Raw genomic sequence first — 26184 nt, 5'->3', positions numbered from 1 at the left:
TATGAATGTTTATTATTCCAGACTTTGCCAGTTACACAACCGAATATAGAATCAATATACTATTCACGGGATACTATGCTGGTCGTTATCCGCTACAGGGAAGTCCTGGAATGCCAATTCTGAAACGCGCTTCACACAAATTGACACTGGCTATTACTGCTGCCCTTTTGTCACATCATCAAATGGCACTGGCCGAACTAAATGATTGGGACTGCCGCCAGATTAATGGCAGTTGGGATTGCTCAGATTCGTCAAAGCCTATCTTGAACACGAACAAAGACATACCCGCGGCCGATAACATTCAGACTGATATGGGAACAGACGCGCCTAGACCAGCCATTGAAGCAGGCAATACTGCTATTAAGCCTGAAACAAGCAACAAGGCATTGCCTACTCCAACCGAAGCCACTCCCAATGATTCAGTACTCAATGACTCAGCACTTAATAACCCAGCCCCTAAGGCATCTGCACCCAATATAGAAAGTAACTCAGGTGAGAAGCCCGTCGCTAAAACGCTGACGCCGATGAAACCTGAACAGTCTGAGACGGCCGCAACAGATATCCCCTATAAAGCGATATTGCCTCTATCGCCTTATGCGCATCTGAATTGGTATCCTTATCCTAAAGGAAAATCACCCGATCATTGCAGCGGTCGTTATATAGAACCGGAACTCCCTATCGATGATGGGACACCATTCCAGTTCCAGCCAATCGTCATCGATGCATCAGAGGCACGCACGCAGCTGGGGCAGGGGACGGAATTAACAGGTAGCGTAAAAGTTGTCCAAGGCACTCGCAGCCTTTACAGCAGTTCGGCAACAATTAATCAGGAAACGGGGCAGATTGACCTTAAAGGTGGCGCAACCTATCGCGAGCCAGGGTTACTGTTTACAGGAAAAACAGCCCAAACAAATACCAACTCAAAAAAGACAACGCTAAACGATGCTGAATATGTACTCTATGAGAAAAACATCAGAGGCTCTGTTGCGCAAATCGCCCGTAATGAAGATGCTACAATCACGATAAAAGAAGGTACTTATACTCAGTGTCCGCCTGATACTGATTCATGGAAAGTATTCGCTAAAGAAATACATCTGGACCAGGAAAGTGGTTTTGGTTGGGCAAAAAATGCCACATTACGCATATCAAATATCCCGATACTTTATGTTCCCTATTTTTACTTCCCTATAGATGACAGACGTCACTCAGGGTTTCTGTACCCGACAATAAGCTACTCAGATACCGAGGGCTTTGATATTGGCACGCCTTACTATTTTAATATTGCGCCCAATATGGACGACACACTGACCCCACGTTTTCTGGAAAAAAGGGGCCTGTTGCTGGAAAACGAATTCAGATATATGAATTCGCATTCAATGAACACACTGAGCACCTCGTTTCTACCCAGCGACAGCCTGACAGACGAAGACCGCTGGTTGCTGGGGGTTGAGCATACGGGCATACCAAGTGAGCACTGGAGAAGTAATATTAATTACCTTCAGGTCAGTGATAACGACTATTTTGATGATCTGGGTACCAAACTAAGTGTTACCGAAGAAAGCCATCTTAATCAAAGCGGTTCGCTTACCTATTATGGAAATCAATGGCAGGCAGAACTATTATTACAAAGCTATCAAACCATCGATGACAACACAGCGCCTTACCGTAGCTTACCGCAACTACAAATATGGGGTAACCCGACGCTTGAGCCTGACTGGTTATCGGCTAGTTATGTGGTTAGCCTGACACAGTTTGACCGTGATTTGACGGGGCTAACAGATGATGAGCGAATTATTGGTAGCCGTTTTCATATGGAACCCGAGCTAACGGCGTCGTTTCGTAGCACCAGCGGATACATTAAACCCGGATTCAAACTATGGTATTCACAATATCAGCTCGATAATCAGGTAGATGATTTAAACGACTCACCGTCGATCAGCGTACCTGTGGTGAGTATTGATTCAGGGCTTTACTTTGACCGCGAGTTCACATTAGCAGATAACACTTATCAGCAAACGCTTGAACCTCGCCTCTATGGACTGTATGTTCCATATCAAGATCAATCAGCCATACCGGATTTTGATACAACGGAATATAGTTTCAGTTACGCGTCACTTTTTAGAAATAACCGTTACAGCGGGTATGACCGCATCGGGGATACAAAACAAATATCGCTTGGGGTCACTACCCGCCTGATCGACCTAAAAGGACGTGAAGCAATCACGGCGAGCATTGGACAAGCTATCTATTTTGGCGACCGTGATGTCACCCTGGACAGCGACACCGATGCTGAAACATCGGATTTTTCAGACATTGCCACCAGCGTTAGCTGGCGTCCGAATACTCGCATGAACGTTACCTTTAATGCTAACTTCGATCATGAAGATACCCGTAATACGGAGAACAATCTGGCCGTTCGGTATCAGGAAGATATCAATCGTATTGTTAACTTAAGCTACCGTTTTTCCGAGGATGTCCGCGATCAAAGTACCGCTTCCTTCATCTGGCCAGTCAGTAAAAACTGGTCAGCTTTAGGGGTTTGGCAATATGATTGGCTTAATAGTGATAATCTGGATACCGCCATCGGTATTGAGTATGAAAGCTGTTGCTGGAAAACCCGACTCATTACACGCCAGTGGCTTCAGGATACTGATGAACAAGATACAGCCATATATCTGCAGTTCGTGCTAAAAGGACTCGGCAGTTTTGGTAGCAGCGGCGGATCAAGTTTCGCTGAAAAAATAACCGGTTTTGAACAACGCGAAGAGACAAATGATCAATTCTAAATTAATGAAAGTTCGTCAATTTGGCCTTGTAACCCTGGCTTCGCTACTTCTTAGCAGCCACTTACATGCGGCCCCCCTTCAACTTGACAGCGTTGTCGCTATCGTCAACGATGATGTCGTTCTGGCATCCGAATTTAAACAACGGATTCAAATAATACGTGAGCAATTAAACGCTCGTAAGCAACGCATACCACCGGATAATATTTTAGAACCCCAGGTAATGGACCGGCTAGTGCTCGATAACCTGATGTTACAACTGGCTGATCAACAAGGTATCAAAGTAACGGATCGCCAACTGAATGACGCAATCAATAATATTGCCAGTCGTAACAGCATGACCTTGCCGCAATTCCGTGAAGCATTAATTGCAGAAGGACAAGATTATCTCACGGCGCGAGAGCAGATACGCCGTGAGATGCTGATAGCGCAGGTTCAACAAAGCAACGTTAGCCGCCGTATCCGCGTATCTGATCAGGAGATCAAAAACTTTCTGAAATCCGACAGCGGTGCCGCTAATCAATCTGAATTATTACTTAGCATTATTCTTATTGCGATCCCTGAACAGGCGTCTCCAGAACAGATCCAGGCATCCGATACAAAAGCCAATTCAATTTATCAGGCGCTCGTTAACAAGGCCGACTTTGCTGAGACAGCCATCGCCACCTCCAACGCACCTAATGCACTCAATGGTGGTGATCTGGGATGGCGCAAAGCAACTGAACTACCAGAAACTCTGACAGCAGCGGTCTCCAATATGAAACCCGGGGACATTAGTGCACCCATTAAAACACCCAGTGGTTTCTACATTGCACAACTCAGAGACAAGCGTGGTGGCACAGTACAATTAGTAGAGCAAACTCAGGTACGGCATATATTACTAAAACCGAGTGAAATTCGCTCCCCGGAACAAACCAAAAGACTGATTGAGCGACTATACACGCGTTTGAACCAGGGCGAATCATTTGAAGAACTGGCAAAAGAACTAAGCGATGATTCCGCCAGTGGCTCTGAGGGAGGCGACCTTAACTGGGCATCTCCAGGACAAATGGTTCCTGAGTTTGAGCAAGTAATGCAACGCACACCTATCGGTGAACTTAGCGCACCGTTCGAATCTCGTTTTGGATGGCATATTTTACAAGTACAGGACCGCCGGACTCAGGATATGGGGGATCAAGTCAAGGAATCCCAGGCCAGATCAACCATCAGCAAGCGCAAATATGCTGAAGAACTGGTGAATTGGCTACGAGAAATCCGTTCACAAGCCTATGTCGAGATTAAGCCATAATGTCACACTGTAAACGTCTTGCTATCACCGCCGGAGAACCAGCGGGCATAGGCCCTGACCTGATTATTCAACTGGTACAGAAATCGCATCCAGATGAACTAATAGCTATTTGCGATCCCGAAATGCTGTGTGCGCGCGCTCTTCAATTGGATATGCCGATCGTTATTGAGAAGTTCAATCCAGAGGATCCGCCGTCACCCACAGTAGCACGGACGATCAAAGTGCTTCCGGTTCAGTTGAGCAGAACAGTCATTGCAGGACAACTCGATACCAAAAATGCTAATTATGTTCTGGAAACACTGACCATCGCCGCGAATGGCTGCCTTAGCGGACAGTTTGATGCCATGGTGACGGCACCGGTTCACAAAGGCATCATCAACGATGCCGGCATTCCCTTTTCCGGTCATACTGAGTTTCTGGAAACGCTGACCGGCAGCCAGCAAGTCGTGATGATGCTGGCAACGGAGGGACTCAAGGTTGCACTGGTGACCACGCATATCCCACTGAACCAGGTAGCCACGGCTATTACTCAACCTTTATTGAGAACGATCATTGAAGTGCTACGGCATGATCTGATTCATACGTTCGGCATTAGCTCGCCAAGAATCATTGTCTCTGGCTTAAATCCACATGCCGGGGAAGGTGGCCATATGGGCCGCGAAGAGATAGACACCATAGAACCAGTACTGAATGAGCTACGTAACAAAGGCTATGAGCTACAGGGACCGCTGCCTGCAGACACCTTATTTACGCCTAAGTATTTAAATCATTGCGATGCAGTGCTTGCCATGTATCATGATCAGGGCCTGCCCGTATTAAAGTACAAAGGCTTCGGTAATGCCGTCAATATCACGCTGGGCATGCCTATTATCCGAACCTCTGTTGATCATGGAACCGCCCTGGATCTGGCAGGAACCGGTAAAGCAGATATCGGCAGCCTGACGTTAGCCATTCATTATGCAGCCGAGATGGCTCGCAACAAGTCAAAGAGTATTCATGAGTCATAAACAACCCGTTATGCATAAGGCAAGAAAACGCTTTGGTCAAAACTTTCTTCAGGATCAAGGCATTATTCGACAAATTATCCGCTCAATTGCACCGCATCCCAGCGACCATATGGTTGAAATAGGTCCGGGTTTAGGCGCACTGACAGAAGAAATTCTGGCTGAAGCAGGCGCTCTCGACGCGATCGAGCTGGACCGGGACCTGCCACCCATTTTACGTACTAAATTTTTCAGATATGAAGACAGTTTCCGCATTTTTGAAGCGGATGCCATGAAGTTTGATTTTAAAAGTCTGCGTGAAGATGATCGCCCGCTACGTATTGTCGGCAACCTCCCTTACAACATCTCGACACAACTGATTTTCCATCTGCTCAGCCACTCCGGTGATGTGTTAGATATGCACTTTATGCTGCAAAAGGAAGTCGTTGACAGGCTGGCAGCCAAACCGGGCGAAAACAATTACGGTCGTCTGGGTATTATGGCGCAGTACTATTGCGAAGTTGAGCCCTTATTTATCGTTCCCCCTGAGGCGTTTAATCCGGTACCTAAGGTAGACTCAGCCATCGTAAGGCTGACTCCGTATAAAGTACTGCCTTTTGTAGCAAAAGATCCGCTATTATTAAAGCAGGTGGTTAAAACAGCGTTCGCACATCGTCGTAAAACATTGCGTAATAATTTAAAAGAACTGATTAGTACAGAGACACTTGAATCACTTAATATTGATCCTTCACTGCGCCCTGAACGCTTGTCATTGAAAGACTTTATTAGCATTGCAGATTTTTTAACGCCTGAGCCGTTGACACCTTAGTTGTTAATGACCGAATTCGACACCAAAACAGAGATAATAGAGACTTCATGGATCACATTGACCCCAGCACCCAGATCAAAATCGAAATACAAACACGCTTTTTACCTGGGCAGTCAGATCCAGAATCTCACCGTTTCGTCTTCTCTTACGAAATAACCATTACCAACGAATACAGCCAACCCGTTCAGCTTCTTAGCCGCCGATGGGTCGTGACCGATGGTAATGAACATGTACAGGAAATTGAAGGCGAAGGTGTGATTGGCGAGCAACCCATCATACAACCTCAGCAATATTACCAATATACCAGCGGCACTGTGCTTGCTACGCGTGTTGGCAGCATGTTCGGCCATTACACGATGGAAACTTCGGACGGCCATCGCTTTAACGCACCTATTCCTGCGTTTACCTTAGCGCTACCCAACGCATTGCATTAACAGCTTATGGCTACTTATGCGATTGGTGATATTCAAGGTTGTTTTGATGAACTCCAGAACTTACTGGAGCGCATCAACTTCAATCAGACAGATACGCTCTGGCTATGCGGTGATCTGGTAAACCGGGGTCCGAAATCTCTCCAAACGCTACGTTTCCTTAAGCAGTTGAGTGAGCAATCCCAAGCCGTTACTGTGCTGGGTAATCATGACCTACATCTATTAGCGGTACACTTTAACCCGACACGCAAAAAAAATAATGACACACTGGATTCGATACTTGCCGCCCCAGATCGTGATGAATTGATGGACTGGTTGCGACATCAACCCCTATTACATACAGATTCAACATTGGGCTTTACCATGGTCCACGCCGGCATTCCTCCTGACTGGAGCATACCTACAGCACAAGGCTTAGCGCATGAAGTTGAAAGCATATTACGCTCGACATCCGCGCCTGTGTTTTTCGAAAATATGTATGGCAATAAACCAAAAAAATGGAATAGCGAACTGCAAGGTTGGGAAAGACTCCGCGTTATCACTAACTACTTAACCCGTATGCGCTTTTGCACAACCCAAGGCGAGCTTGAGTTTGCCTCTAAAGGCGGCTTAGAAACACAACCGAAAGGGTTTCTCCCCTGGTACCAACACCCTCACCGCAAAACAGACGATCAAAAAATTATTTTTGGTCACTGGGCCGCGCTGGAAGGCAGAACGGATACAGACAATACATATGCGCTGGATACCGGCTGTGTCTGGGGCTCAACATTGACGGCGCTTCGACTGGATGATTTAACTTATTACCATACACCCAGTTTACAAACACCCAGCTTATAAAAACCAGCCTTTACGGCGGAGTAATCATGACGGATAAATACACCTGTATCAACTCTGGTCAGGCTATTGAATGGCTTGAAAAAGGCGCTATTGTTGCCGATATCAGAGACAGCCAAAGCTTCCAGCAAGGGCATATTCCCGGCGCTTTTAATCTGTCAAATGACAATATGCATGAATTCATGCTGGCGGCTGATTTTGAAAAACCACTGATTGTCTGCTGTTACCACGGCATCAGTAGTCAATCAGCGGCTCAGTATCTGGTTCATCAGGGGTTTGAGCAGGTATGCAGTCTTGATGGCGGATTTGAAGACTGGGGCAAAACCCAACCTGAACATATTGAATCTACAATAAATAACCCTGATAAATAGCCCCTATGGAAATCTATCTTGTTGGCGGCGCGGTTAGAGATCAATTACTCAGTTATCCGATTTACGATAAGGATTGGGTGGTCGTAGGCGCAACACCTGAAGCAATGCTCGAACTGGGATATAAACCCGTCGGCAGTGACTTTCCTGTTTTTATTCACCCTACCAGTAATGAAGAGTACGCACTGGCACGCACTGAGCGCAAAAGCGGAAAAGGTTATACCGGCTTTCAGTACTATGCCAGCCCGGAGGTGACGCTAGAAGAAGATTTGTCACGTCGAGATCTGACCATCAACGCTATGGCGCAATCTAAGGACGGGAAAATAATTGATCCTTACGGTGGCCTGGATGACCTCCAGGCCAAACTTTTACGCCATGTATCACCGGCATTTAGCGAAGACCCTCTACGTATATTAAGGGTCGCTCGTTTTGCTGCGCGCTATGCCCATCTTGGATTCACGCTAGCCCCTGAAACACTGCAATTAATGCAGAATATCTCTGCCAGCGATGAACTCGAGCACTTAACACGCGAACGGGTATGGCAAGAACTGGATCGCGCTTTGGCTGAAAAAACACCTCTGGTATTTTTCACTACGTTAGATCAGGCAAACGCGTTAACGACACTATTTCCAGTTTTTAAGAAACTGGTCCCTTCAGTAACATCAGCAGCAACAGCGACGGCGGCAACATCGCTACAACAGCTGTTTACAGATGACACAGCCAACGAGATTCGCTTTGCAGCGTTGTGCGTGCTTTGTTTTAGAGAAGAAGGTTTTATAGAAGCAGCTGACGCCAAAGAAGCCTTGCTCAATTTCTGTCAACAACTGAGAACTCCAAATCAGTACAGAGATCTGGCGCTTCACACCCTCACCGCACTGCCCGTTTTACATCACTGGTCGACCGTCTCTGCAGAACAACGTCTTACCTTGATTCAGGCACTCGACCTTATACGCCGCCCGGAGCGTCTTGGTTCAATACTGCAAACATGTACTTTATTGATCAGTGCGCTTTACCAGGAAAGATTAAATACACAGGCACTCGAATCACTGCTCATCAAGCTCAAAGACATCAGCCCTGCCCAAATAATTCAGCAAGGCTTTAAAGGCGCGGCACTCGGTACTGAAATAAAACGCCAGCAGCTGACAATGTGCGAAAATGAACCATCGATTCTGTAAATAAACCAAACAAGCAACGCACAAAACAAGAGCCTTATCAGCGCGCCAAAGAAATCAGTCTGCCCTGCCACTTAAAATCTACTGGCCAGAGTTTCTGCTGGGTTTTATCATAACTATTCCAGAGCGACAGGTATGTCTGCTTTAACACCGGATGCTTTTTGTCAAACGCCACTTCAGATAACGGCCACAACACAAAAGCATTGGTTAGAATCTCATCTCTGGGTAACTGAACACCCTCAATCAAACCCACCTGATCTCCGAATGTTAAAATATCGACATCTAATGTACGAGGCGCAAATTTAGCACCCCCACGAAGGCGTCCATTATCATCCTCAATACTTTTCAACAATGCTGAAAACCCACCGATATCGAGTTCGGTATCAAGACCGACAACCAGATTTAAGAAAGGGTTTCCCTTAAAACCAACGGCTTCGCTTTCATATACTGAAGAGATAGACAACGGAGAGAAACGTTTTTCTAATACATCCAGACCCGCAATAACGTGTTTATATCGTTCGATATTACTGCCAATACTCAGGTAAACACGCAGCATCAGAGAGGATTCCCTCTTTCTATCACCACCCCAACCTCAGCAGCCTCAGGGATAGCGCCGGGCTTACCTACTCGCAATCTTATCCAGGGCACGCTAAATTCCTGCATGACTAATGTGGCAATCTCTTCAGCCATCGTCTCGACTAATAAAAACTCACTGCCCTGGATAAATGCAATCAAGCGATCACAAACACTTTTATAGTTGAGCGTGCTTTCTATATCTTCAGTTAACGCCGCCTGACGGATATCCGTACCCATTTCCACGTCCAATGATACTACTTGACGAATTTCGCGTTCCCAGTCATAAATCCCGATGACTGTTTCGACTTGCAAGGACCTGATATAAACAATATCCACTAGACAGCTATCCTATTGGTAAACATTAAATGAGGCCTATTGATAAACATTAAATTAGGCTGATTGATAAAGATTAAATTAGCGACAATCTTCTAAAAGATCCATGGGCCAACGAGGCCTGGCTTCAATCACAAGATCACTTGACTGCCCCGCCAGTAAACGCTGACATCCGGCATAAGCAATCATCGCACCATTATCCGTACAAAACTCTTGTCGCGCATAAAACAGCTTAGCTTTTTCTTTTTTAACCATTTTTTCCAGGGATTCACGCAACCGCAGATTCGCACTCACCCCTCCGGCAATAATAAGCTGCTTAAGTCCTGTTTGCTGAAGCGCACGCCGACACTTGATGGTTAAGGTATCAACAGCCGCTTCTTCAAACGCCGCCGCAATATCCGCCTGATCCTGCGCAGAGAGCTGCCCATCCACTTTATGTGCAGCAATGGTATTCATCGTAAAGGTTTTCAAACCGGAGAAACTAAAATCAAGACCGGGGCGATCAGTCATAGGACGCGGGAAACGTAACCGTGAGCGATCACCTTTTGCCGCCAATTTCGCAATTAAAGGTCCACCGGGATAATCCAGGCCGAGCATTTTAGCGGCTTTATCAAAGGCTTCACCGGCCGCATCATCCAAAGACTCACCTAATAATTCATAACTCCCTATGCGGGGCACTTTAACGAGCTGTGTGTGCCCACCACTCACCAGCAATGCAACGAAGGGAAACTCAGGCGGGTTGTCTTCCAGCATAGGTGCAAGCAGATGACCCTCCATATGATGTACGCCAATTGCCGGAACTCCCCACCCCATAGCCAGAGCCCGACCTGTCGATGCACCAACCATCAGCGCCCCCACTAAACCCGGACCTGCAGTATAAGCAACCGCATCAATAGATGATGCCTCGAGGTTCGCCAATGCTAAGGTTTCGCTAATCAAAGGTAATAATTTACGAATATGGTCACGCGATGCCAGCTCAGGCACGACCCCGCCATACTCAGAATGCATGGCAACCTGGCTATAAAGAGTATCCGCCAGCAAACCCTGCTCACTGTCATAAATGGCGACGCCCGTCTCATCACACGACGTTTCTATTCCCAAAACTTTCATTATTCTTTTTTAACTCACTTTTTTGCGGAAACTGCCATATTATCCCTTATATGTTACTCAATTACACGAATATCACTTTGACAATACCCACTCATACCCTTAAAATTTACCGCCTCATTTGGGATGATTGCGTTTAAGCATATTTGTAAATATGGTTTTAGCAAGATACCGGTGAGATTTCATTATTTTATTAACAAGGTTAGGTTGATTAAACATGCCTGCAGTAAAAGTAAAAGATAACGAGCCATTTGATGTTGCACTTCGTCGCTTTAAGCGTTCTTGCGAAAAAGCGGGTGTATTAGCTGAAGTACGTAAACGCGAATTTTACGAAAAGCCTACATCTGTACGTAAACGTAAAGCAGCAGCCGCTGTAAAACGTCATGCTAAGAAAATCTCACGTGATATTTCACGTCGCGTACGCATGTACTAAGCAGAAAGATTTTTTCGAGATTTAAACATTATTCAGCACAGGACAGGCCACAATGCCAGTACTCAAAAAACAGATTACTGAAGCGATGAAAGCAGCCATGCGCGCTAAAGATAAAGTGCAACTGGGGACCATCCGCTTAATTTTGGCAGAAATCAAACGCATCGAAGTAGACGAGCGTATTGAGCTGGATGATGAAAGAGTCATCGCGACGCTAGACAAAATGTCAAAGCAGCGCAAAGATTCAATCTCACAATTTGACAAAGCGGACCGCACTGACCTGGCGGACATCGAGCGACAAGAACTGGAGGTGATTAAAACCTACTTGCCGCACCCGCTAAATGCTGATGAAGTAAACATGGCTCTGGAAGAAGCGATCGCCACAACAGGCGCAAGCAGTATGCAGGACATGGGAAAACTAATGGCTGAATTAAAGCCAAAAGTGCAAGGCCGTACTGATATGGGAATGCTTTCTAAACTCGTAAAAGAGCGTCTGACACGTTAAGATTCTCAACAATCCTTATGATTGAGTAGAATATGGCTGGACGTATACCGCAAAATTTTATTGACGACCTTCTTGCACGGGTCAATATCGTCGATATCGTCGACGGTCGCGTAAAACTTAAGAAAACCGGAAAAAACTATTCCGGCTTGTGCCCGTTTCACCAAGAAAAATCTCCCTCTTTTTCTGTTAGCCCCGACAAGCAATTTTATTATTGTTTCGGCTGCGGCGCAGGTGGCAATGCAATCGGCTTCCTGATGGAATACGATCGCCTTGAATTCCCTCAAGCTGTAGAAGAAGTCGCCAAACTTGTAGGCGTCGACGTCCCGCGAGATGAGCAGCAAGAACAACGCCACAGCGAATATAAAGCCCAGTACAATATTCTTGACGAAACCACATCATTCTACCAAGAACAGTTAAGAACCAGTTCACATCGCGACCAAGCTGTAACCTACTTAAAGTCCCGTGGTTTAACCGGAAAAATCGCACAGGTTTTCGGCATCGGCTATGCACCTCCGGGCTGGGACAATCTACTTAAAAAGATTGGCACCACCCCCGATAATTTACTTTTGCTTGAAAAAAGCGGCATGCTTATCAGGCACGAAGAACGCGACAGTCTTTACGATCGCTTTCGGGAGAGAATTATTTTCCCTATCCGGGATATGCGCGGACGTACCATCGCCTTTGGCGGCAGAGTGCTCGGAGACGACAAACCCAAGTACCTGAACTCCCCCGAAACGGATACCTTCCATAAGAGCCGGGAACTTTACGGCCTCTATGAAGCGCGTAAGCTTTCTCAAAAACTTGAGCGCATTATTATTGTCGAAGGCTACATGGACGTCATCAGCCTGGCTCAATTCGGAATTACTTACGCCGTAGCGACGCTTGGCACCGCGACCACCGCACAACACATTGAACGCCTATTCAAAACAGTGCCAGAAATTATCTTTTGTTTTGACGGTGATAGCGCCGGCAGAAAAGCAGCTGAACGCGCCCTTGAAGCCACACTCCCAATTATTAAAGACGGCTTTCAGGCACGCTTCCTTTTTCTACCCGAAGGAGACGATCCAGACACCCTGATCCGACGCGAATCAAGAGAAGGCTTCGAGAAACGTCTCAACGAGGCACCACTGCTGTCCGAGTTTTTCTTCCGCTCATTAGAGGAAGACATCGATATGACGTCAATGGATGGCCAGGCAAAATTCAGCAATGCAGCACTTCCTCTTATACAGCAAATGCAAACCAGTTTACTGCAGCAAATGATGCTCGATCGTATCTGCAAAGTAACAGGACTGACGCTGGATCAAATCAACAACACAATAAACCTGACACAAAGCATCCCTTCCTATTCACAACATCAGGAAGACAAAGCACCCAAGCCCTACCGCAGAATACAACAGCAGGCACAAACCACACCTACGAAAGAAACGGCGAGCCTTTGCAGCCATATTATTTCCTTACTACTGCATCACCCTAAATTGATAGAAAAAATTGAGAGCTCGCAAAGCCTGGCCTCTCTCAACGAGCATCATATTGAACTATTACGCTTACTTATCGACTACCTGAAACAAACATCCAGCCCTTCTTTAGGCCCACTACTGATTGACTGGCGCGACGACGCTACCCTAAACCGCCACTTACTACAGCTAAGTGAAATTTCTCATCTGGATCCCGTCCTGAGTGGCGACCCTAATCAACTTTTTGATGAAGTGTGGACAAGACTGCTTTCACGACAAAATGAAGCAGAGCTGGAAAAATTACAAAAAAAGTCACTCTCGACACTGACAACAGAAGAAAAAAAACGCTTACGATCACTAACATCAAACTAACAACCGGTTGTTTTTCTCAATTTAACCCCAATTATACAGAAATAGACTAAAGTTAACCCTGTGTGGCCCTTAACTCGGGTTTAAGCTGGATTTGGTATGTGTGCGACGTTATAATGTTGCGCTCTCTTTTTTTGTCGTTCAAAATCGCATCATCGTAGGACATCTATGACAGGTATCTCTCAGCAGCAATCTCGTCTCAAAGAACTGATCGCCCGTGGTAAAGAACAGGGTTATCTTACATATACTGAGGTGAATGATCACCTGCCTGAAGACATCGCCGATCCCGATCAGGTTGAAGATATTATCCGCATGATCAATGACATGGGTATTCCCGTGTCAGAAGAAGCACCCGATGCTGAAACCCTTCTCATGAAGGGCGGCGATTCATCAGAAGACGCCGATGAAGAAGCCGTTGCAGCACTCGCAGCGGTTGAATCAGACGCAGGTCGCACTACAGACCCTGTGCGTATGTACATGCGCGAAATGGGCACCGTCGAACTGCTGACCCGCGAAGGCGAAATCGTTATCGCCAAACGCATCGAAGAAGGCATACGTGAAGTCATGTCTGCTTTGGCATGCTTCCCAGGTTCCGTAGAGATCATTCTAGAAGCGTATGACTCTGTCGTTCAGGAAGAAGGCCGACTCAGCGACATATTCAGTGGTTATATCGACCCGGATAGCGTCATGCTGGCCCGAGCTAAGATCGACGAAGCACTGCAAGAAGAAGCCGCCGCCAACGCCACTGATGACGACAGTGATAGCGATGACGATAGCGACTCAAGTGACGAAGACGAAGAAGAAGCTGATCGCGGTCCGGATCCTGAAGAAGCACGCATACGTTTCACGCGGATCAAAGAGAGCTTACTTGCCGTATACGAAGCTATCGAGAATAGCGGCCGTCACAGCAAAGAATTTGATGTAGCAATGCTGGAATTATCAGATTCCTTCTCTCCTATTAAATTATCACCTCGTTTTTATGAAACATTAGTTTCACGCGTGCGAGGCTTCATTACACGTATACGCCAACAAGAACGCACTATTATGCGTATCTGTATACAACGTTCTAAAATGAAAAGAACATTCTTTATTAAAGAATTTCCTGGTAATGAAACAAATTCTGCATGGCTGGATGAGATGGCGTCATCTGACGCTGACTTTGCTCCCGCAATAAAGGCTAATCTACCCGACTTGCAACGCGCACAGCGCAAACTTCTTCAACTTGAAGAAGAATCACAGATTACACTGGCCGATATTAAAGACGTTAACCGTCGCCTATCAATCGGTGAAGCGCATTTCCGACGTGCCAAAAAAGAAATGGTAGAAGCTAACCTTCGTTTGGTTATTTCTATCGCTAAAAAATACACCAACCGCGGCCTTCAGTTCCTCGATTTAATTCAGGAAGGTAACATTGGTCTGATGAAAGCCGTCGACAAATTCGAATACCGTCGTGGTTACAAATTCTCGACTTATGCTACCTGGTGGATTCGACAAGCCATTACCCGCTCTATTGCGGATCAGGCACGGACAATCCGTATTCCGGTTCACATGATCGAAACGATTAACAAACTGAACCGCATCTCTCGTCAAATGTTACAAGAGATGGGCCGCGAGCCACTGCCAGAAGAATTGGCAGAGCGTATGGAAATGCCAGAAGATAAAATCAGAAAGGTTCTGAAGATTGCCAAAGAACCTATCTCGATGGAAACACCTATCGGTGATGATGAAGACTCCAGCCTTGGCGACTTTATCGAAGATGGTAACCATACCTCCCCTGTCGACTCAGCAACCGGCGAAGGCCTGCGCGAAGCAACACGAGAAGTACTGGCCGGACTAACCGCACGTGAAGCCAAAGTTCTGAGAATGCGTTTCGGTATTGATATGAATACCGATCACACACTTGAAGAAGTAGGCAAACAGTTTGATGTAACACGTGAACGTATCCGCCAGATCGAAGCAAAAGCACTAAGAAAGCTACGCCATCCGAGCCGCTCGGATCATTTACGCAGCTTCCTGGACGAATAGTTTTCTCTTTGCATATCAACCTATTGCGCAAATGATACAGAGCATGTATTATTTGCGCCTCTTCAGGGCCTTTAGCTCAGTTAATTAGAGCATTCGACTTATAATCAGTCGATTCCTCCTGAAAAGTGTAAATGGGCCTTTAGCTCAGTTGGTTAGAGCGCTCGACTCATAATCGAACGGTCACTGGTTCAAGTCCAGTAAGGCCCACCATTTTCACTGATACAATCAACAAGTTACAACTTCCCCCTACCCTTTCGACTTTCATCTCTTTCTACAAAATTGTCACATTACTTATATGCCTTTGCCTCGATTCGATACTCAAGTAATAGGCGGCGTAACACATTTTCACGTTGATACTGTCTCACCTAAGATCCTCTGTAGAGTCAGAATAATTCCACCCTGCACAATGAAGCTAATATTAAATAATTTCAGTATCTGTCCGGTACCATAGCAATCAATATAGTTACTACGATATAGTTCTATTCTTGGGCTATAGGGTGCCCATGTTATTGTCTGTAATCGTCACTATTCTGCGTAAGTTAGGTGGCTCAGGCGGGTATTCAGGATGAAAACCATTAATTCTTTTTTATCTCTCTTGCTGCTCTAGCCTTCGTGTTTTTAGTCATATTTTTCTAATCTTTCTGGCTTCTACGGTTATTATTGATCTCGTTTACTCGAATATTCATACAATCAGACCTATCTAATTATTCTCAACCCATAGCAGATCACAGATGCCAGCCTGCGGCGAAAACGCCACAGGCGCTTCCAGTAATAACGCCCTGATCTCCGCTTGGTCATAAACCTCACACGCAATATTAAGGCGAGCGAGATAAGCCGCCATCTGATCCCAGGGAAGTGATACTTCATGTGCTGTGCGTATACGCGGATGCAAGGTGGGCTGCTCATCACCACCTATCAGTAACTCTTCATATAGCTTTTCACCTGGACGTAATCCTGTGACTTTAATCTCGATATCACCAGCAGGGATTGCAAGACTCTTTACATCGTAACCCATCAGACGAACCATCTTTGTGGCTAAATCAATAATACGTACGGGCTCTCCCATATCCAGTACAAAAACATCACCACCTTGACCTAAGGCGCCCGCCTGAATAACTAACTGAGCCGCTTCGGGAATCGTCATAAAATAACGCGTGATATCTTTATGCGTTAACGTAATTGGCCCACCCGCTTTTATCTGCTTCTTAAATAAAGGAACAACAGAACCAGAAGACCCTAATACATTACCAAAACGGACCATACAAAAACGTGTACTACTTTGTCGCTGCGCCAAGCCTTGCAATACCAACTCAGCCAAGCGCTTACTGGTACCCATCACATTGGAGGGCCGCACCGCCTTATCAGTAGATATCAATACAAACGTTTCAACACCCGTATTAATCGCAGCTTCGGCTGCTCGCCAGGTACCAAACACATTATTACGCACGCCTTCAACCACATTATATTCAACCAAGGGAACATGCTTACAAGCCGCCGCATGATAAACAGTTTGTACACTGTAGGCATGCATGGCGGCTTCTAAACGATTTTGCCGCTGAACCGAACCCATCAGTGGAATAACACGCACATTAAGTGCTGTAGTGTTGCAGATTCCACTTAGCTCCTGATCTATCTGATACAACGCGAATTCAGACATCTCAAACAATACAAGTATAGTGGGCCGTTGTTGCAGTATCTGTCGACATAACTCCGATCCAATCGAGCCACCCGCCCCCGTAACCATAACGACCTTATTAGTGATATTGGCAGCAATTAAATCAGTATAAGGCTCAACAGGGTCTCTTCCCAGCAGATCATCAATACTGACTTCCTGGAGCTCACTTACTTTAGCCATACCACTAACAATATCTGCCATCCCCGGAATCGTCAGAACCTCGAGAGGTAAAAGGGCTAAACTTTCAATAATTTCACGTCGACGCTGGCGTGTTAAGCTTGGCACCGCCAGCAATATTTTTTGCGCGCCAAAACGCTCAGTTAGCCAAGCAAGTTCAGAAGGAGAGTAAACGGTTAAGCCCTGTAACACACTGTTAACGAATACAGAATTATCATCTACAAATGCCACCGCCCGATATTCATTCCCGTGAAGCAATGAGGTATTTAATTGCCTGCCAGAAGAGCCTGCGCCATAAATGATAACCGGAATTTTTTGTCGTTTGGTACTCTGGTTATACAGAGCTCTCACAGAAAGACGCGCCCCCCCGCACAAAATAAGTACGAATGCAGCATAAAGCACAGGAACTGAACGAGGCAGAAAGGCATGTAGATAATGTGCTGAAATAACCATAGCTGCTACTGAAACAGCGATACTGATTAACACAGTGGTAATGGCCTGGTGGCTTAAATAACGCAAAACAGCACGGTACAAGCCCAGGCGGATAAAACATAAAATCGTCACTGGCAAGATGGCAGCCAACATACCCCAATGCTTAGCAGATGATAACAACTCTAAATTTTCAAGCCGAAGTATATATGCCCCCCAAAATGCAGAGGTGATAAAAACAATATCAAGTACAACACTAATGATCCGTTTTATACTGCGCGGTTGTTTGAACAACCAGGTAATAGAACTAAACATCTACTCATCCATAAAAACGATACTAATTAAGATTGAACTCGGTCGCCAGCGCCCTTACCGGCAACCGTTTTAAAGATATACTGAAAGTAATTAATGAGCGACATTTCTCGAATCATTTGAGCATCCGTTTTTGCTAGTAATTGAGGAGTAGACATATCAATCTCACTGATCTGCGCCAGACCAGTAATACCGGGGCGAACAGCATAAACACCAAGCGCATCACGCTCACTGATCAGCTTTTCCTGATTGTACAAATTAGGGCGCGGGCCCACTAAACTCATTTCACCTTTTAGTACATTCCACAATTGTGGTAACTCATCTAACTTCGTTTTACGTAAAAAGCCACCTAGCTTAGTAATCGATGAAGAGGAAGCAAGATGGCTAGCAACTGAAGCAGTATCTACTTTCATAGTCCGAAATTTTGCCAGCGTAAAAGGCTTTTTATTTCGGCCCACGCGTTCCTGTAAAAATAACGGTGATCCTGTATCGAATAGCCCAAGAATGTAAATTACCAGTAACACTGGAAAGCCACATACCAGTCCCAGTAATGCAAAAACAACATCAAATATACGTAACATTGTACTATTTACTCTTTTAAAAAATGATCGGTTGTCGCTTTAATTCCTTGCTCAACCGTATAAGGCGGCTGCCAATTTAATAACTCACAGGCTTTACTAGAATCAACTTGTAACGACCCCACCAAGCGATCAACCACAGCGCGTTTACCTGTAACTGAACCTGCTACACGAAAAAAAGAAGCAGACACAGGAACCAGACGAGTCGGTTTTTTCATAGATGAACGCAACAAACATAACAGCTCCGTAAGCGACAAATCCTGTCCATCAGAGAGTAAAAAAGTCTGATTTGCCGCTGCCGGATGATCAATACACTTCACAATAAAACCCACTAAATTACCAATATACAACATACTGCGTATATTATGGATAGCACCAAAAGGTAGCGGTACAGCGGTATTTGCCAGCTTCATTAAGTTACGAAAATTAGCTTTTACTCCTGGCCCATAAATCAAAGGAGGACGGATAATAACGACCTCCATACCCGCATCCTGTGCAATTTTACGTAAGCCGTCTTCGGCTTCCATTTTGGACACACCGTAGGGATCCTGGGGTGCTGGCGTATCATTCACAGCAAAAGCCGGTAAAGATGTCGTAGTTTCACCATTAACTTTTATTGAGCTGATAAAAATGAAACGTTTAACACCAGCCATAGCGGCCTGACGCGCTAAGTGTAGTGTACCGGCAGTATTGACCTCACGATAGGCTGTTAATGGATCAACTGCTGAGTCTTTCATTATATGTGCGCGCGCTGCTGTATGGATAACCACTTGCCGTTTCTTCAGTACGTTTGACCAATCTGTCATTGAGTCAATATTACCTATAGCAACCGAATTCTGATCACTAGAAGTTGAAACAGCACGATATGCACCAATAACATCAATACCTTTCTCAGAAAAAACATGTATTAGGTGCTTACCGAGAAAACCATTAGCGCCTGTAATTAACACACAAACACCGTCAAGCATCGGTCAATAATTCTTTATAGATATTCATATGTTGCTCAACGATCTTTTTAATACCAAACTCCTGCTCTGCTAACTTCCTTCCTGCTTCACCCATTTTCTTACGTTTTAAAGGCCTCTCTATTAAGTCTTGAATTGCATCAGCCAGTGCTGTGGCATTCCTTACTGGAACTAAAATCCCTGTAACTCCAGGTACGATGGCATCACAACAACCTGGTACATCAGTTGTTATAACTGCGCGACCGCATGCTGCTGCTTCTACAAGTCCTTTTGGTAAGCCTTCACGATAAGAAGGTAAACACACAATATTTGCTGCTGCATACTGATGAGGAATATTTTTAGAATAATCTATCAACTCTACTACACCCTCTTTTCTCCATAACTCCATTTCAGATTCGGAAACGCTTGTCGGATTACCTTGATCAATCTCTCCGATTAAGCGCATTTTTAGAGGAACGCTACGTAGGCGGAGTATTCTTGCAGCCTCTATAAACTCAAAGACCCCTTTATCTCGCAATAAACGTGCAGCCATTACGACAACGGGAACACCTTGGTGTTGAGGACTCAACCGATAGCTATCAAGATCTACGCCTGAACCTTTAATAATTCTAACTTGCTTTAACTTTAGGCGGCAAAACTTTAAAAGTATGTTTCGATCATCAAGATTCTGAAAAATTACAGTCGCCGTCTCTCCAATTGCTAAATTATACATTAAAGATATAAGCCTGCGACGGATAATCGCCATTTTAGTTTGCGCTATAAACACAGTACCTAAGCCTGTGATAGCTACAACCACTGACTTTATTCTAGCCATCCTAGCGGCTATACCACCATAAAGCACGGGCTTAATTGTTATCAAATGAACCAAATCTGGTTGTACGTCTTTAAACAAACGATATAAGTAAATAAATGCTCTAAATTCAACGAATGGATTTTGACCTCTGCGAGTAAAAGGAACTCTATGATGAACAAAACCATAATTCTTGATTTTTTCAACTTCTACACTACCCATAGATGCAATATGGACGGTATAGCCACAGTCTCGTGCAGTAATCGCAATAGGCAAGCGATGAGAAATAAAAAACTCAAGAGAATTTACGACAAATATAATTTTCAACAAAATGTCACCAACCAAATTTAATAGAAACGAATTTTATCTTTATTAACATCTAACAAAGGTCTTATATGAAAATCAGCACAAAAAACAACAAAAAAATAATATCGAATAAAAAGTGCAGCATATAGCTTACAAATATAGGATAAAACAAACTAGAAACACGAGTTATAATATTTTTTATATAACCAAATTAATAGAAAAAATACAAAAAACCAAACTAATAGGCGATATTTCTACAGACAAAGGGATAATAGAATAAAGCGCCACCACCTTAGCAACATGATCACTACCAAAATATGAGGGGCTAATATTTAAAAGTATCAGAAATATAACTATAATAAAAAATAATGCAGCATTAAAACCAAAAAACTCCAGCTATTTTATAACCAAGCCCTAAGAGTAGTAAAAAAAACAGGAGGGTCATAAATACTAGTTTCAAAATAGTCCATACTTAAAAACCAACCTTACTAGTGCACCAAAAACATTGAAAAATAATTATATACTTATCAATACAGGTTTATTTATTATTAGAAATTAATACATAGACCTACAAATTAACCAATTAATCTACTTTTATTTTATCCCATTGATTATTATAATTAAGAGCCATTTTATCAATACAAAAATTATCAACAATTCGGTTACGAGCATTATCTTTACGCACATTCCAACCAAAATCATTCATGGCACATTTTGCTTTAATTATTGCCTCTGCAAGGGCAGCCGGATCCTTAGATGGAACAACCCAACCTGAACCCTCAACTATATATCCTGCGTCACCTACATCCGTGGTGATGCACGGAGTACCACAAGCCATTGCTTCACATATAACATTAGGAAAAGCCTCCCCAAAAGCACTTGAAGTTACGTGCACATCGAGTATGTTCATAATTTCGTTTATGTTATTCTGCTGACCTAAAAGAATAATTTCATTTTCTAGTCCTAATTCCGAAATTTTCGACACTAGCTCCCTATTTTCTTTAACCAATCCGTAACCTATTAATAAGCAACAAAAATAAACGCCTTTCTCTTTCACATTTGCTAAAGCGAGTAATAAATTTTCATGATCTTTTTGAGGCGCGAAGCGAGCCACCGAACCAATAACAAACCGCCCATCATGATTACTGAGTATTGAATTTTTAATAGAACTACTATTTTCTAAAGCAGGCATAAAATCACTTGTATCATAACCATTAGGTATAACCATCAGATTAATTTTTGAATACCCATATTCCAAATGAGTTAACTGTGACTTATAACCACAGCAAATAACCGACACAGGAACTTTATAAGAAAGCTTAGAGCATAAATTAGACATCAAATGAGTAGTTTTTGGATCTGCTATCTTATCAAGATTAGTATGATGTATTCCCCAAAAAACAGGAACTTTGGGAAAAAAAAACCCATACACACCAACAAAGAAATTGGCATGATACATCCAAGATTGAATTAAATCGGGCTTAAATCTTCTTACTAATTTTAAAAAAGTTAATGCCCGTAAAAAACCTCCTATTCCAGACTTTATATCTAGTAAAGTAATAGAAAAGCCTTCTTGAAAAAATAAATCCGAGTACTTCCCACCCTTACCAAGACATACAATATAATGACTATGCTCTGGGCATGCATGTACTAATCTGTATAGCACAGCCTCCGCTCCTCCATCTTTTAAGTCAGTTATAACATGCAATACTTTCATCCGAAGTTCATCCTCTACATAGTTTCTCGTACTGTTCAACTGCAACCACCTTATCAAACTCATTTCCTCTTTCAATCAACTCATTCTTTTGAAATCTATTTTCTTCAAGCACAGCCACCATTGCTGCCGCAAGAGAATCAGGATTATCAAGCTTAACTAAAGTACCAAATTGACCTCCCATCAAAATTTCATTTGGCCCACTAGGGCAATCGGTAGATATTACAGGCACACCTAAGACTAACGCCTCAGCAATGACGTTACCGAACCCCTCAAAGTCAGATGACAAGACCAGAGCTTCAGCTGCAGCTAAAAAACAAAAAGGGTTGTCGATAAAGCCTAAAAGGTAAACACAATCATTTAGCTGTTCATCCTCAATTAACTTCATAAGCTGATTCTTTTGAGGCCCATCTCCTAAGATAACAAGAATGATATTTTTGTCGCGGCTCCGCACTTGACGAAACGCCTTTATCATTAAGTCGTATCGTTTCTGTTTCACTAATCTACCAATCCCGATCAGGTAGCGCTTTGAGAACAGCTCATTCACAATAGGACTAATATTAAGAGGAATACACTCAGAGAGCGTGCGAATGCGGCTAGAATCGATCGGGTTATATATTACTTGGAGGCTATCTCTATCAAGATCTAAGCTTACACTCAAATCATCTGCCACCCCTTCAGATACAGCGATAACATTCTCAGCTAATGGGTATAAATATTTCGCACATAATTTAAGCAGAAATGCCTTACGACTGGGCAGGCCTGCTTTTTCTAGTGAATAGTGATTATGTTCGGTTACCACAATCCTACCTTTAAAACGTGCCAGTTGTGAGGCTATCAATACAATAATATTCAGATGGGTAAGGCATGAGAATATAGTCGTAGAACCACAGCCTTTAATATAACGCTGCAATTTAAAAACACTTCGAGAAGCACTGCGCCCAAAAATACATATAACGTTAACTTTTGGATTGACGCTATCTCGATATGGACCTTCATCATTGATCACTACTAAATCAACATTAAAACCTTTATCAGCCAGCCCCTCGGCCAAGTCGATAAAGACCCGCTCTGCCCCCCCTCCTCTGAAAGAGGGCATAATTAAACTAATTTTTTTTAATGAAGCCATTTTAGAAGCAACTCATTCAGAAATAGAAAAATAGGCGAAAATCCAACATCAGCCATCAGAATACCTACACCATCCATGATTTTGATTTAAGCTCATAAAAGACTCTGTCAATTTGCGCAGCAAGCTGCTGCGTCAGGTTTTTAGAGTCGTTTAATTTACCAAGTAAAATTGCTTTATTAAAGTTTTCTATGAGCGCGCTTGATGATACGCAGTCTGCTGACAGAATCATCTCAGAGTCTACGCCAAGGTCATCCAATATAGCCCACTTAGCACCAGAGTCATATGAGATCGCTATAATCGGAGTGCCCACAGAACTGGCAAAAATCGCTGAATGCATGCGTGAGGCCACCAACACATCAGCAGAGATATACTCATTTAATAATTCTTCAGTTCCTAGATAGCTTTGAACGACTTCTATATCTGCATCAACATTCTGACTAATGATGCTCTGTAGTTCTTGCTCATAAGGTTCTAGTGAGTAAGTTACTTGTGGTATTACCCGAATTTTATAATTCAAATGAGTGATATGATTAATAAGATCTGATATAGCCTTCAGGTAACGCAGGTGAACCTCATCGTTTAAAAACTCTCGTCTTCCTACAAGTGTCAAAGCGACTACCCTTCTGGACTCACTGACAGAATTAAGTTCTTTTTGTGTAATGACCTTATTCAATGAGTAAAATGACAAATCTGGCATATATTGGAGAGACTTACAGCTATTTCCTCCTAATACACACTCGTTTATATAGCGCAGTGTACTTTTTTCTCTAACTAAAAACAGTTTTGAATTGCGAACCACCAAACGAATCAAATATCGTGAAATACTGCTATTTAAAGTCCACACTGACGAACCAACGCATATAACAGGTTTTTTTAAAAACATACAAATAAGGGGGTTAACACACAACTCAAAAATCTTTAAGGCTTCAGAAAAACGTCCTTTACCTCTAAAATTACGACCATTCCAAACCACTATATCAGCAGATAAATACTTTTTAAAAGCCTGCCTCTGAGATTTAGACAAGAGAAATTTTGTAATAATCAACGGGACTCCCATCCGCAACAACATAAGAATCACACAAAACCACATAACATACATTACCCGAAGAATGTTCTTAGTCGGCTTTAACCGCCCTAAAAGTCCATCTATAGGTTTAAGAAACACGGTAGGATAGACTCCTCCTGATGTATCTAAGGAATAATCTTCCCTGTATCCTCTGAACTCTCTCTTTGCATAAGAAAACTCATTGGTACCAAAGTAGCTAGTAATACTGAGTTCTCCCTCCAAATGTCTTTCGCAGAGCTCTATAATCGATCTCTGCATAATATCGTCACCGGAGTTTGTCTCTTGGGCAAAATCCAAAAGAAGGAGCTTTTTTTTCACTAAATTACTCATTATCAAATTCATTTTTAAAATGCTTATTGAAGATAGCTAAAAGCTTACTCCCCCCATTACGCCAAGAAAACTGTGCGACATTTTTCAAATTCTCTGTCGCATAGCGATTGAGAAGCTCTTCGTCACTCAACAACTGGATAATTCGCTTCGGGAATGCCTTATTTTTAAGCTCACTTTCCTTAAGAAAGTCTCCATTCAAAACCTCAGGAATCCCCCACGCTCCCTGAGTTAACACAGGCAAACCACAAGCCATAGCTTCATAAATCACAGTAGGAATTGATTCATACCCAAGCGAAGGCACTACACATAAATCTGCTGCGTTATAGTAGCTAGCCAAATCAGACTCTGGAACATTCTCACATAATATGACATATTCCCTTTCAGACGCCATATTATATATTTGCTTCCTGAAATCTTTTTGACGACCAATAAAGCCCATCACTATTATAAGTTTAGTGTCACTTAATGTATCTCGGACTTCATCCATTGCTTTGATCAGAAGATCTATCCCCTTTTTGCGCGCAGCCCTGCCAACAAAAATAACTACCTTTTCCGTTTCACCGATTCCCAATCGATTTTTTATTTTTTGTCCAGACTCTTTATGTTTGAAATAAAGGTTCTCATCATAGCCATTATAAACGACTTCAACTGGTTTATTTCCAACAGCATAAAGTTCTTGCATTTCTTTTATCTGGAACGCGCTCGGCGACAATAGTAACTCCGCTTGCTTCCAACACCATTTATCCATACTGTGTTGCAATTTACCATTTACTTTTAGTAAAAAATAAAACAACCAGCCACCTTGACGAGCAGCCTTAAGTTCTGGTGTCGAAGTACCATGCGCAGTATAAACAAGATGTGATTTTAAAAGACCCATTTTTTTCAGAAGACCAAGCCATGGGATATTGAGGTGATGTACATGTATAACATCGTAACTATTATTTCTAGATAAGGAGAGGTATTTTATAAACATCTTCAATTCATAAGAAAAAGATTTCACCATCCCTTTTAAGACACCATCACCTATAGAGTAAACCCTTACCCCATCCAACTCATAAGAATCGCGGCTATCACCTGTCGAAACAACATCTATATCACAACCCATCTTACTTAGAGATATTGTTTGATAGAAAGGATTTTTTATCATTCCACTAATCACAGCATCATTTCCCGACTTTGGAAACATTTGTGTAAATACAAGAATCGAGCGAACAGTCTTACTCATA

Annotated in this window: 23 protein-coding genes and 1 tRNA gene; 13 read left to right on the top strand and 11 right to left on the bottom strand. The window is 43.4% G+C overall.

Annotation, left to right across the window (positions count from 1 at the left end):
* Positions 1 to 110: 110 nt before the first annotated feature.
* Genes Nant_RS18700 through Nant_RS18665 form a run of 8 tightly spaced genes read left to right on the top strand, consistent with a single transcriptional unit; the run spans position 111 to position 8691 of the window.
* Positions 111 to 2786: an LPS-assembly protein LptD gene (locus Nant_RS18700; protein ID WP_054343130.1), complete on the top strand. Its 2676-nt coding sequence runs from the start codon at positions 111 to 113 to the stop codon at positions 2784 to 2786.
* On the top strand, positions 2773 to 4071 hold the full coding sequence (locus Nant_RS18695) for a peptidylprolyl isomerase (RefSeq protein WP_238377189.1): 1299 nt from the start codon (positions 2773 to 2775) through the stop codon (positions 4069 to 4071). The genes Nant_RS18700 and Nant_RS18695 overlap by 14 nt, the downstream gene beginning before the upstream one ends.
* The gene (pdxA, locus tag Nant_RS18690) at positions 4071 to 5078 is read left to right on the top strand and encodes a 4-hydroxythreonine-4-phosphate dehydrogenase PdxA (RefSeq protein ID WP_054343129.1); all 1008 of its coding nucleotides are present in this window, start codon (positions 4071 to 4073) and stop codon (positions 5076 to 5078) included. Before Nant_RS18695 ends, pdxA begins: the two co-directional genes overlap by 1 nt.
* Positions 5068 to 5883, top strand: a complete 816-nt coding sequence (gene rsmA / locus Nant_RS18685) for a 16S rRNA (adenine(1518)-N(6)/adenine(1519)-N(6))-dimethyltransferase RsmA (RefSeq protein ID WP_054343128.1) — start codon at positions 5068 to 5070, stop codon at positions 5881 to 5883. Before pdxA ends, rsmA begins: the two co-directional genes overlap by 11 nt.
* Before the next feature lie 47 nt (positions 5884 to 5930).
* A complete protein-coding gene (gene apaG, locus Nant_RS18680) occupies positions 5931 to 6317 on the top strand; it encodes a Co2+/Mg2+ efflux protein ApaG (protein ID WP_054343127.1) in 387 nt (128 codons plus the stop codon).
* A gap of 6 nt (positions 6318 to 6323) precedes the next feature.
* Positions 6324 to 7151 (top strand): symmetrical bis(5'-nucleosyl)-tetraphosphatase, encoded by an 828-nt coding sequence (locus tag Nant_RS18675; RefSeq protein ID WP_054343126.1) that lies wholly within the window; start codon positions 6324 to 6326, stop codon positions 7149 to 7151.
* Positions 7152 to 7177: 26 nt separating this feature from the next.
* A complete protein-coding gene (glpE, locus tag Nant_RS18670; RefSeq protein ID WP_054343125.1) occupies positions 7178 to 7519 on the top strand; it encodes a thiosulfate sulfurtransferase GlpE in 342 nt (113 codons plus the stop codon).
* A 5-nt stretch (positions 7520 to 7524) separates the two neighbouring features.
* Positions 7525 to 8691, top strand: coding sequence for a tRNA nucleotidyltransferase/poly(A) polymerase-related protein (locus Nant_RS18665; protein WP_054343124.1), 1167 nt, complete (start codon positions 7525 to 7527; stop codon positions 8689 to 8691).
* 37 nt (positions 8692 to 8728) lie between these two features.
* On the opposite strand, the gene folK is transcribed toward Nant_RS18665, so the two are convergent.
* From folK to tsaD, 3 genes are all read right to left on the bottom strand, one after another.
* Positions 8729 to 9244 carry a 2-amino-4-hydroxy-6-hydroxymethyldihydropteridine diphosphokinase gene (gene folK, locus Nant_RS18660; protein ID WP_054343123.1) on the bottom strand — a complete coding sequence of 172 codons (516 nt, stop codon included), beginning with the start codon at positions 9242 to 9244 and terminating at the stop codon, positions 8729 to 8731.
* Complete coding sequence (folB, locus tag Nant_RS18655; RefSeq protein ID WP_054343122.1) at positions 9244 to 9600, bottom strand: dihydroneopterin aldolase; 357 nt, start codon at positions 9598 to 9600, stop codon at positions 9244 to 9246. The genes folK and folB overlap by 1 nt, the downstream gene beginning before the upstream one ends.
* A 78-nt stretch (positions 9601 to 9678) precedes the next feature.
* A complete protein-coding gene (tsaD, locus tag Nant_RS18650; protein WP_054343121.1) occupies positions 9679 to 10707 on the bottom strand; it encodes a tRNA (adenosine(37)-N6)-threonylcarbamoyltransferase complex transferase subunit TsaD in 1029 nt (342 codons plus the stop codon).
* A 214-nt stretch (positions 10708 to 10921) separates the two neighbouring features.
* Here tsaD and rpsU point away from each other — a divergent pair, with 214 nt between their 5' ends.
* From rpsU to Nant_RS18625, 5 genes are all read left to right on the top strand, one after another.
* Positions 10922 to 11137 carry a 30S ribosomal protein S21 gene (gene rpsU, locus Nant_RS18645; RefSeq protein ID WP_054343120.1) on the top strand — a complete coding sequence of 72 codons (216 nt, stop codon included), beginning with the start codon at positions 10922 to 10924 and terminating at the stop codon, positions 11135 to 11137.
* 52 nt (positions 11138 to 11189) lie between these two features.
* Positions 11190 to 11639, top strand: a complete 450-nt coding sequence (locus Nant_RS18640; RefSeq protein ID WP_054343119.1) for a GatB/YqeY domain-containing protein — start codon at positions 11190 to 11192, stop codon at positions 11637 to 11639.
* A 32-nt stretch (positions 11640 to 11671) separates the two neighbouring features.
* Complete coding sequence (gene dnaG, locus Nant_RS18635) at positions 11672 to 13465, top strand: DNA primase (protein ID WP_054343118.1); 1794 nt, start codon at positions 11672 to 11674, stop codon at positions 13463 to 13465.
* Between the two features lie 165 nt (positions 13466 to 13630).
* Positions 13631 to 15487, top strand: a complete 1857-nt coding sequence (rpoD, locus tag Nant_RS18630; RefSeq protein WP_054343117.1) for an RNA polymerase sigma factor RpoD — start codon at positions 13631 to 13633, stop codon at positions 15485 to 15487.
* Between the two features lie 133 nt (positions 15488 to 15620).
* Positions 15621 to 15697, top strand: a tRNA-Ile gene (locus tag Nant_RS18625).
* 490 nt (positions 15698 to 16187) lie between these two features.
* Here the strand turns inward: Nant_RS18625 and Nant_RS18620 are convergent.
* From Nant_RS18620 to Nant_RS18585, 8 genes are all read right to left on the bottom strand, one after another.
* Positions 16188 to 18083, bottom strand: coding sequence for a polysaccharide biosynthesis protein (locus Nant_RS18620; protein WP_054343116.1), 1896 nt, complete (start codon positions 18081 to 18083; stop codon positions 16188 to 16190).
* A gap of 26 nt (positions 18084 to 18109) precedes the next feature.
* Positions 18110 to 18661, bottom strand: a complete 552-nt coding sequence (locus Nant_RS18615) for a sugar transferase (protein ID WP_054343115.1) — start codon at positions 18659 to 18661, stop codon at positions 18110 to 18112.
* Between the two features lie 8 nt (positions 18662 to 18669).
* Positions 18670 to 19626 carry a UDP-glucose 4-epimerase family protein gene (locus Nant_RS18610; RefSeq protein WP_054343114.1) on the bottom strand — a complete coding sequence of 319 codons (957 nt, stop codon included), beginning with the start codon at positions 19624 to 19626 and terminating at the stop codon, positions 18670 to 18672.
* On the bottom strand, positions 19619 to 20740 hold the full coding sequence (locus tag Nant_RS18605) for a glycosyltransferase family 4 protein (protein WP_054343303.1): 1122 nt from the start codon (positions 20738 to 20740) through the stop codon (positions 19619 to 19621). Before Nant_RS18605 ends, Nant_RS18610 begins: the two co-directional genes overlap by 8 nt.
* 562 nt (positions 20741 to 21302) lie before the next feature.
* Positions 21303 to 22436 carry a glycosyltransferase gene (locus Nant_RS18600; RefSeq protein WP_054343113.1) on the bottom strand — a complete coding sequence of 378 codons (1134 nt, stop codon included), beginning with the start codon at positions 22434 to 22436 and terminating at the stop codon, positions 21303 to 21305.
* A 7-nt stretch (positions 22437 to 22443) separates the two neighbouring features.
* Positions 22444 to 23562 (bottom strand): glycosyltransferase, encoded by a 1119-nt coding sequence (locus Nant_RS18595; protein ID WP_054343112.1) that lies wholly within the window; start codon positions 23560 to 23562, stop codon positions 22444 to 22446.
* Positions 23563 to 23626: 64 nt separating this feature from the next.
* Entirely contained in the window at positions 23627 to 24958 is a 1332-nt protein-coding gene (locus Nant_RS18590) for a polysaccharide pyruvyl transferase family protein (protein ID WP_054343111.1), read from the bottom strand.
* Entirely contained in the window at positions 24951 to 26183 is a 1233-nt protein-coding gene (locus Nant_RS18585; RefSeq protein WP_054343110.1) for a glycosyltransferase family 4 protein, read from the bottom strand. Before Nant_RS18585 ends, Nant_RS18590 begins: the two co-directional genes overlap by 8 nt.
* Position 26184: the final 1 nt, after the last annotated feature.

This window comes from Neptunomonas antarctica (assembly GCF_001305295.1).
Lineage (GTDB): Bacteria > Pseudomonadota > Gammaproteobacteria > Pseudomonadales > Balneatricaceae > Neptunomonas > Neptunomonas antarctica.
Note: the sequence above shows the minus strand (reverse complement) of the source record. Positions and strands in the feature narration are given on the sequence as shown.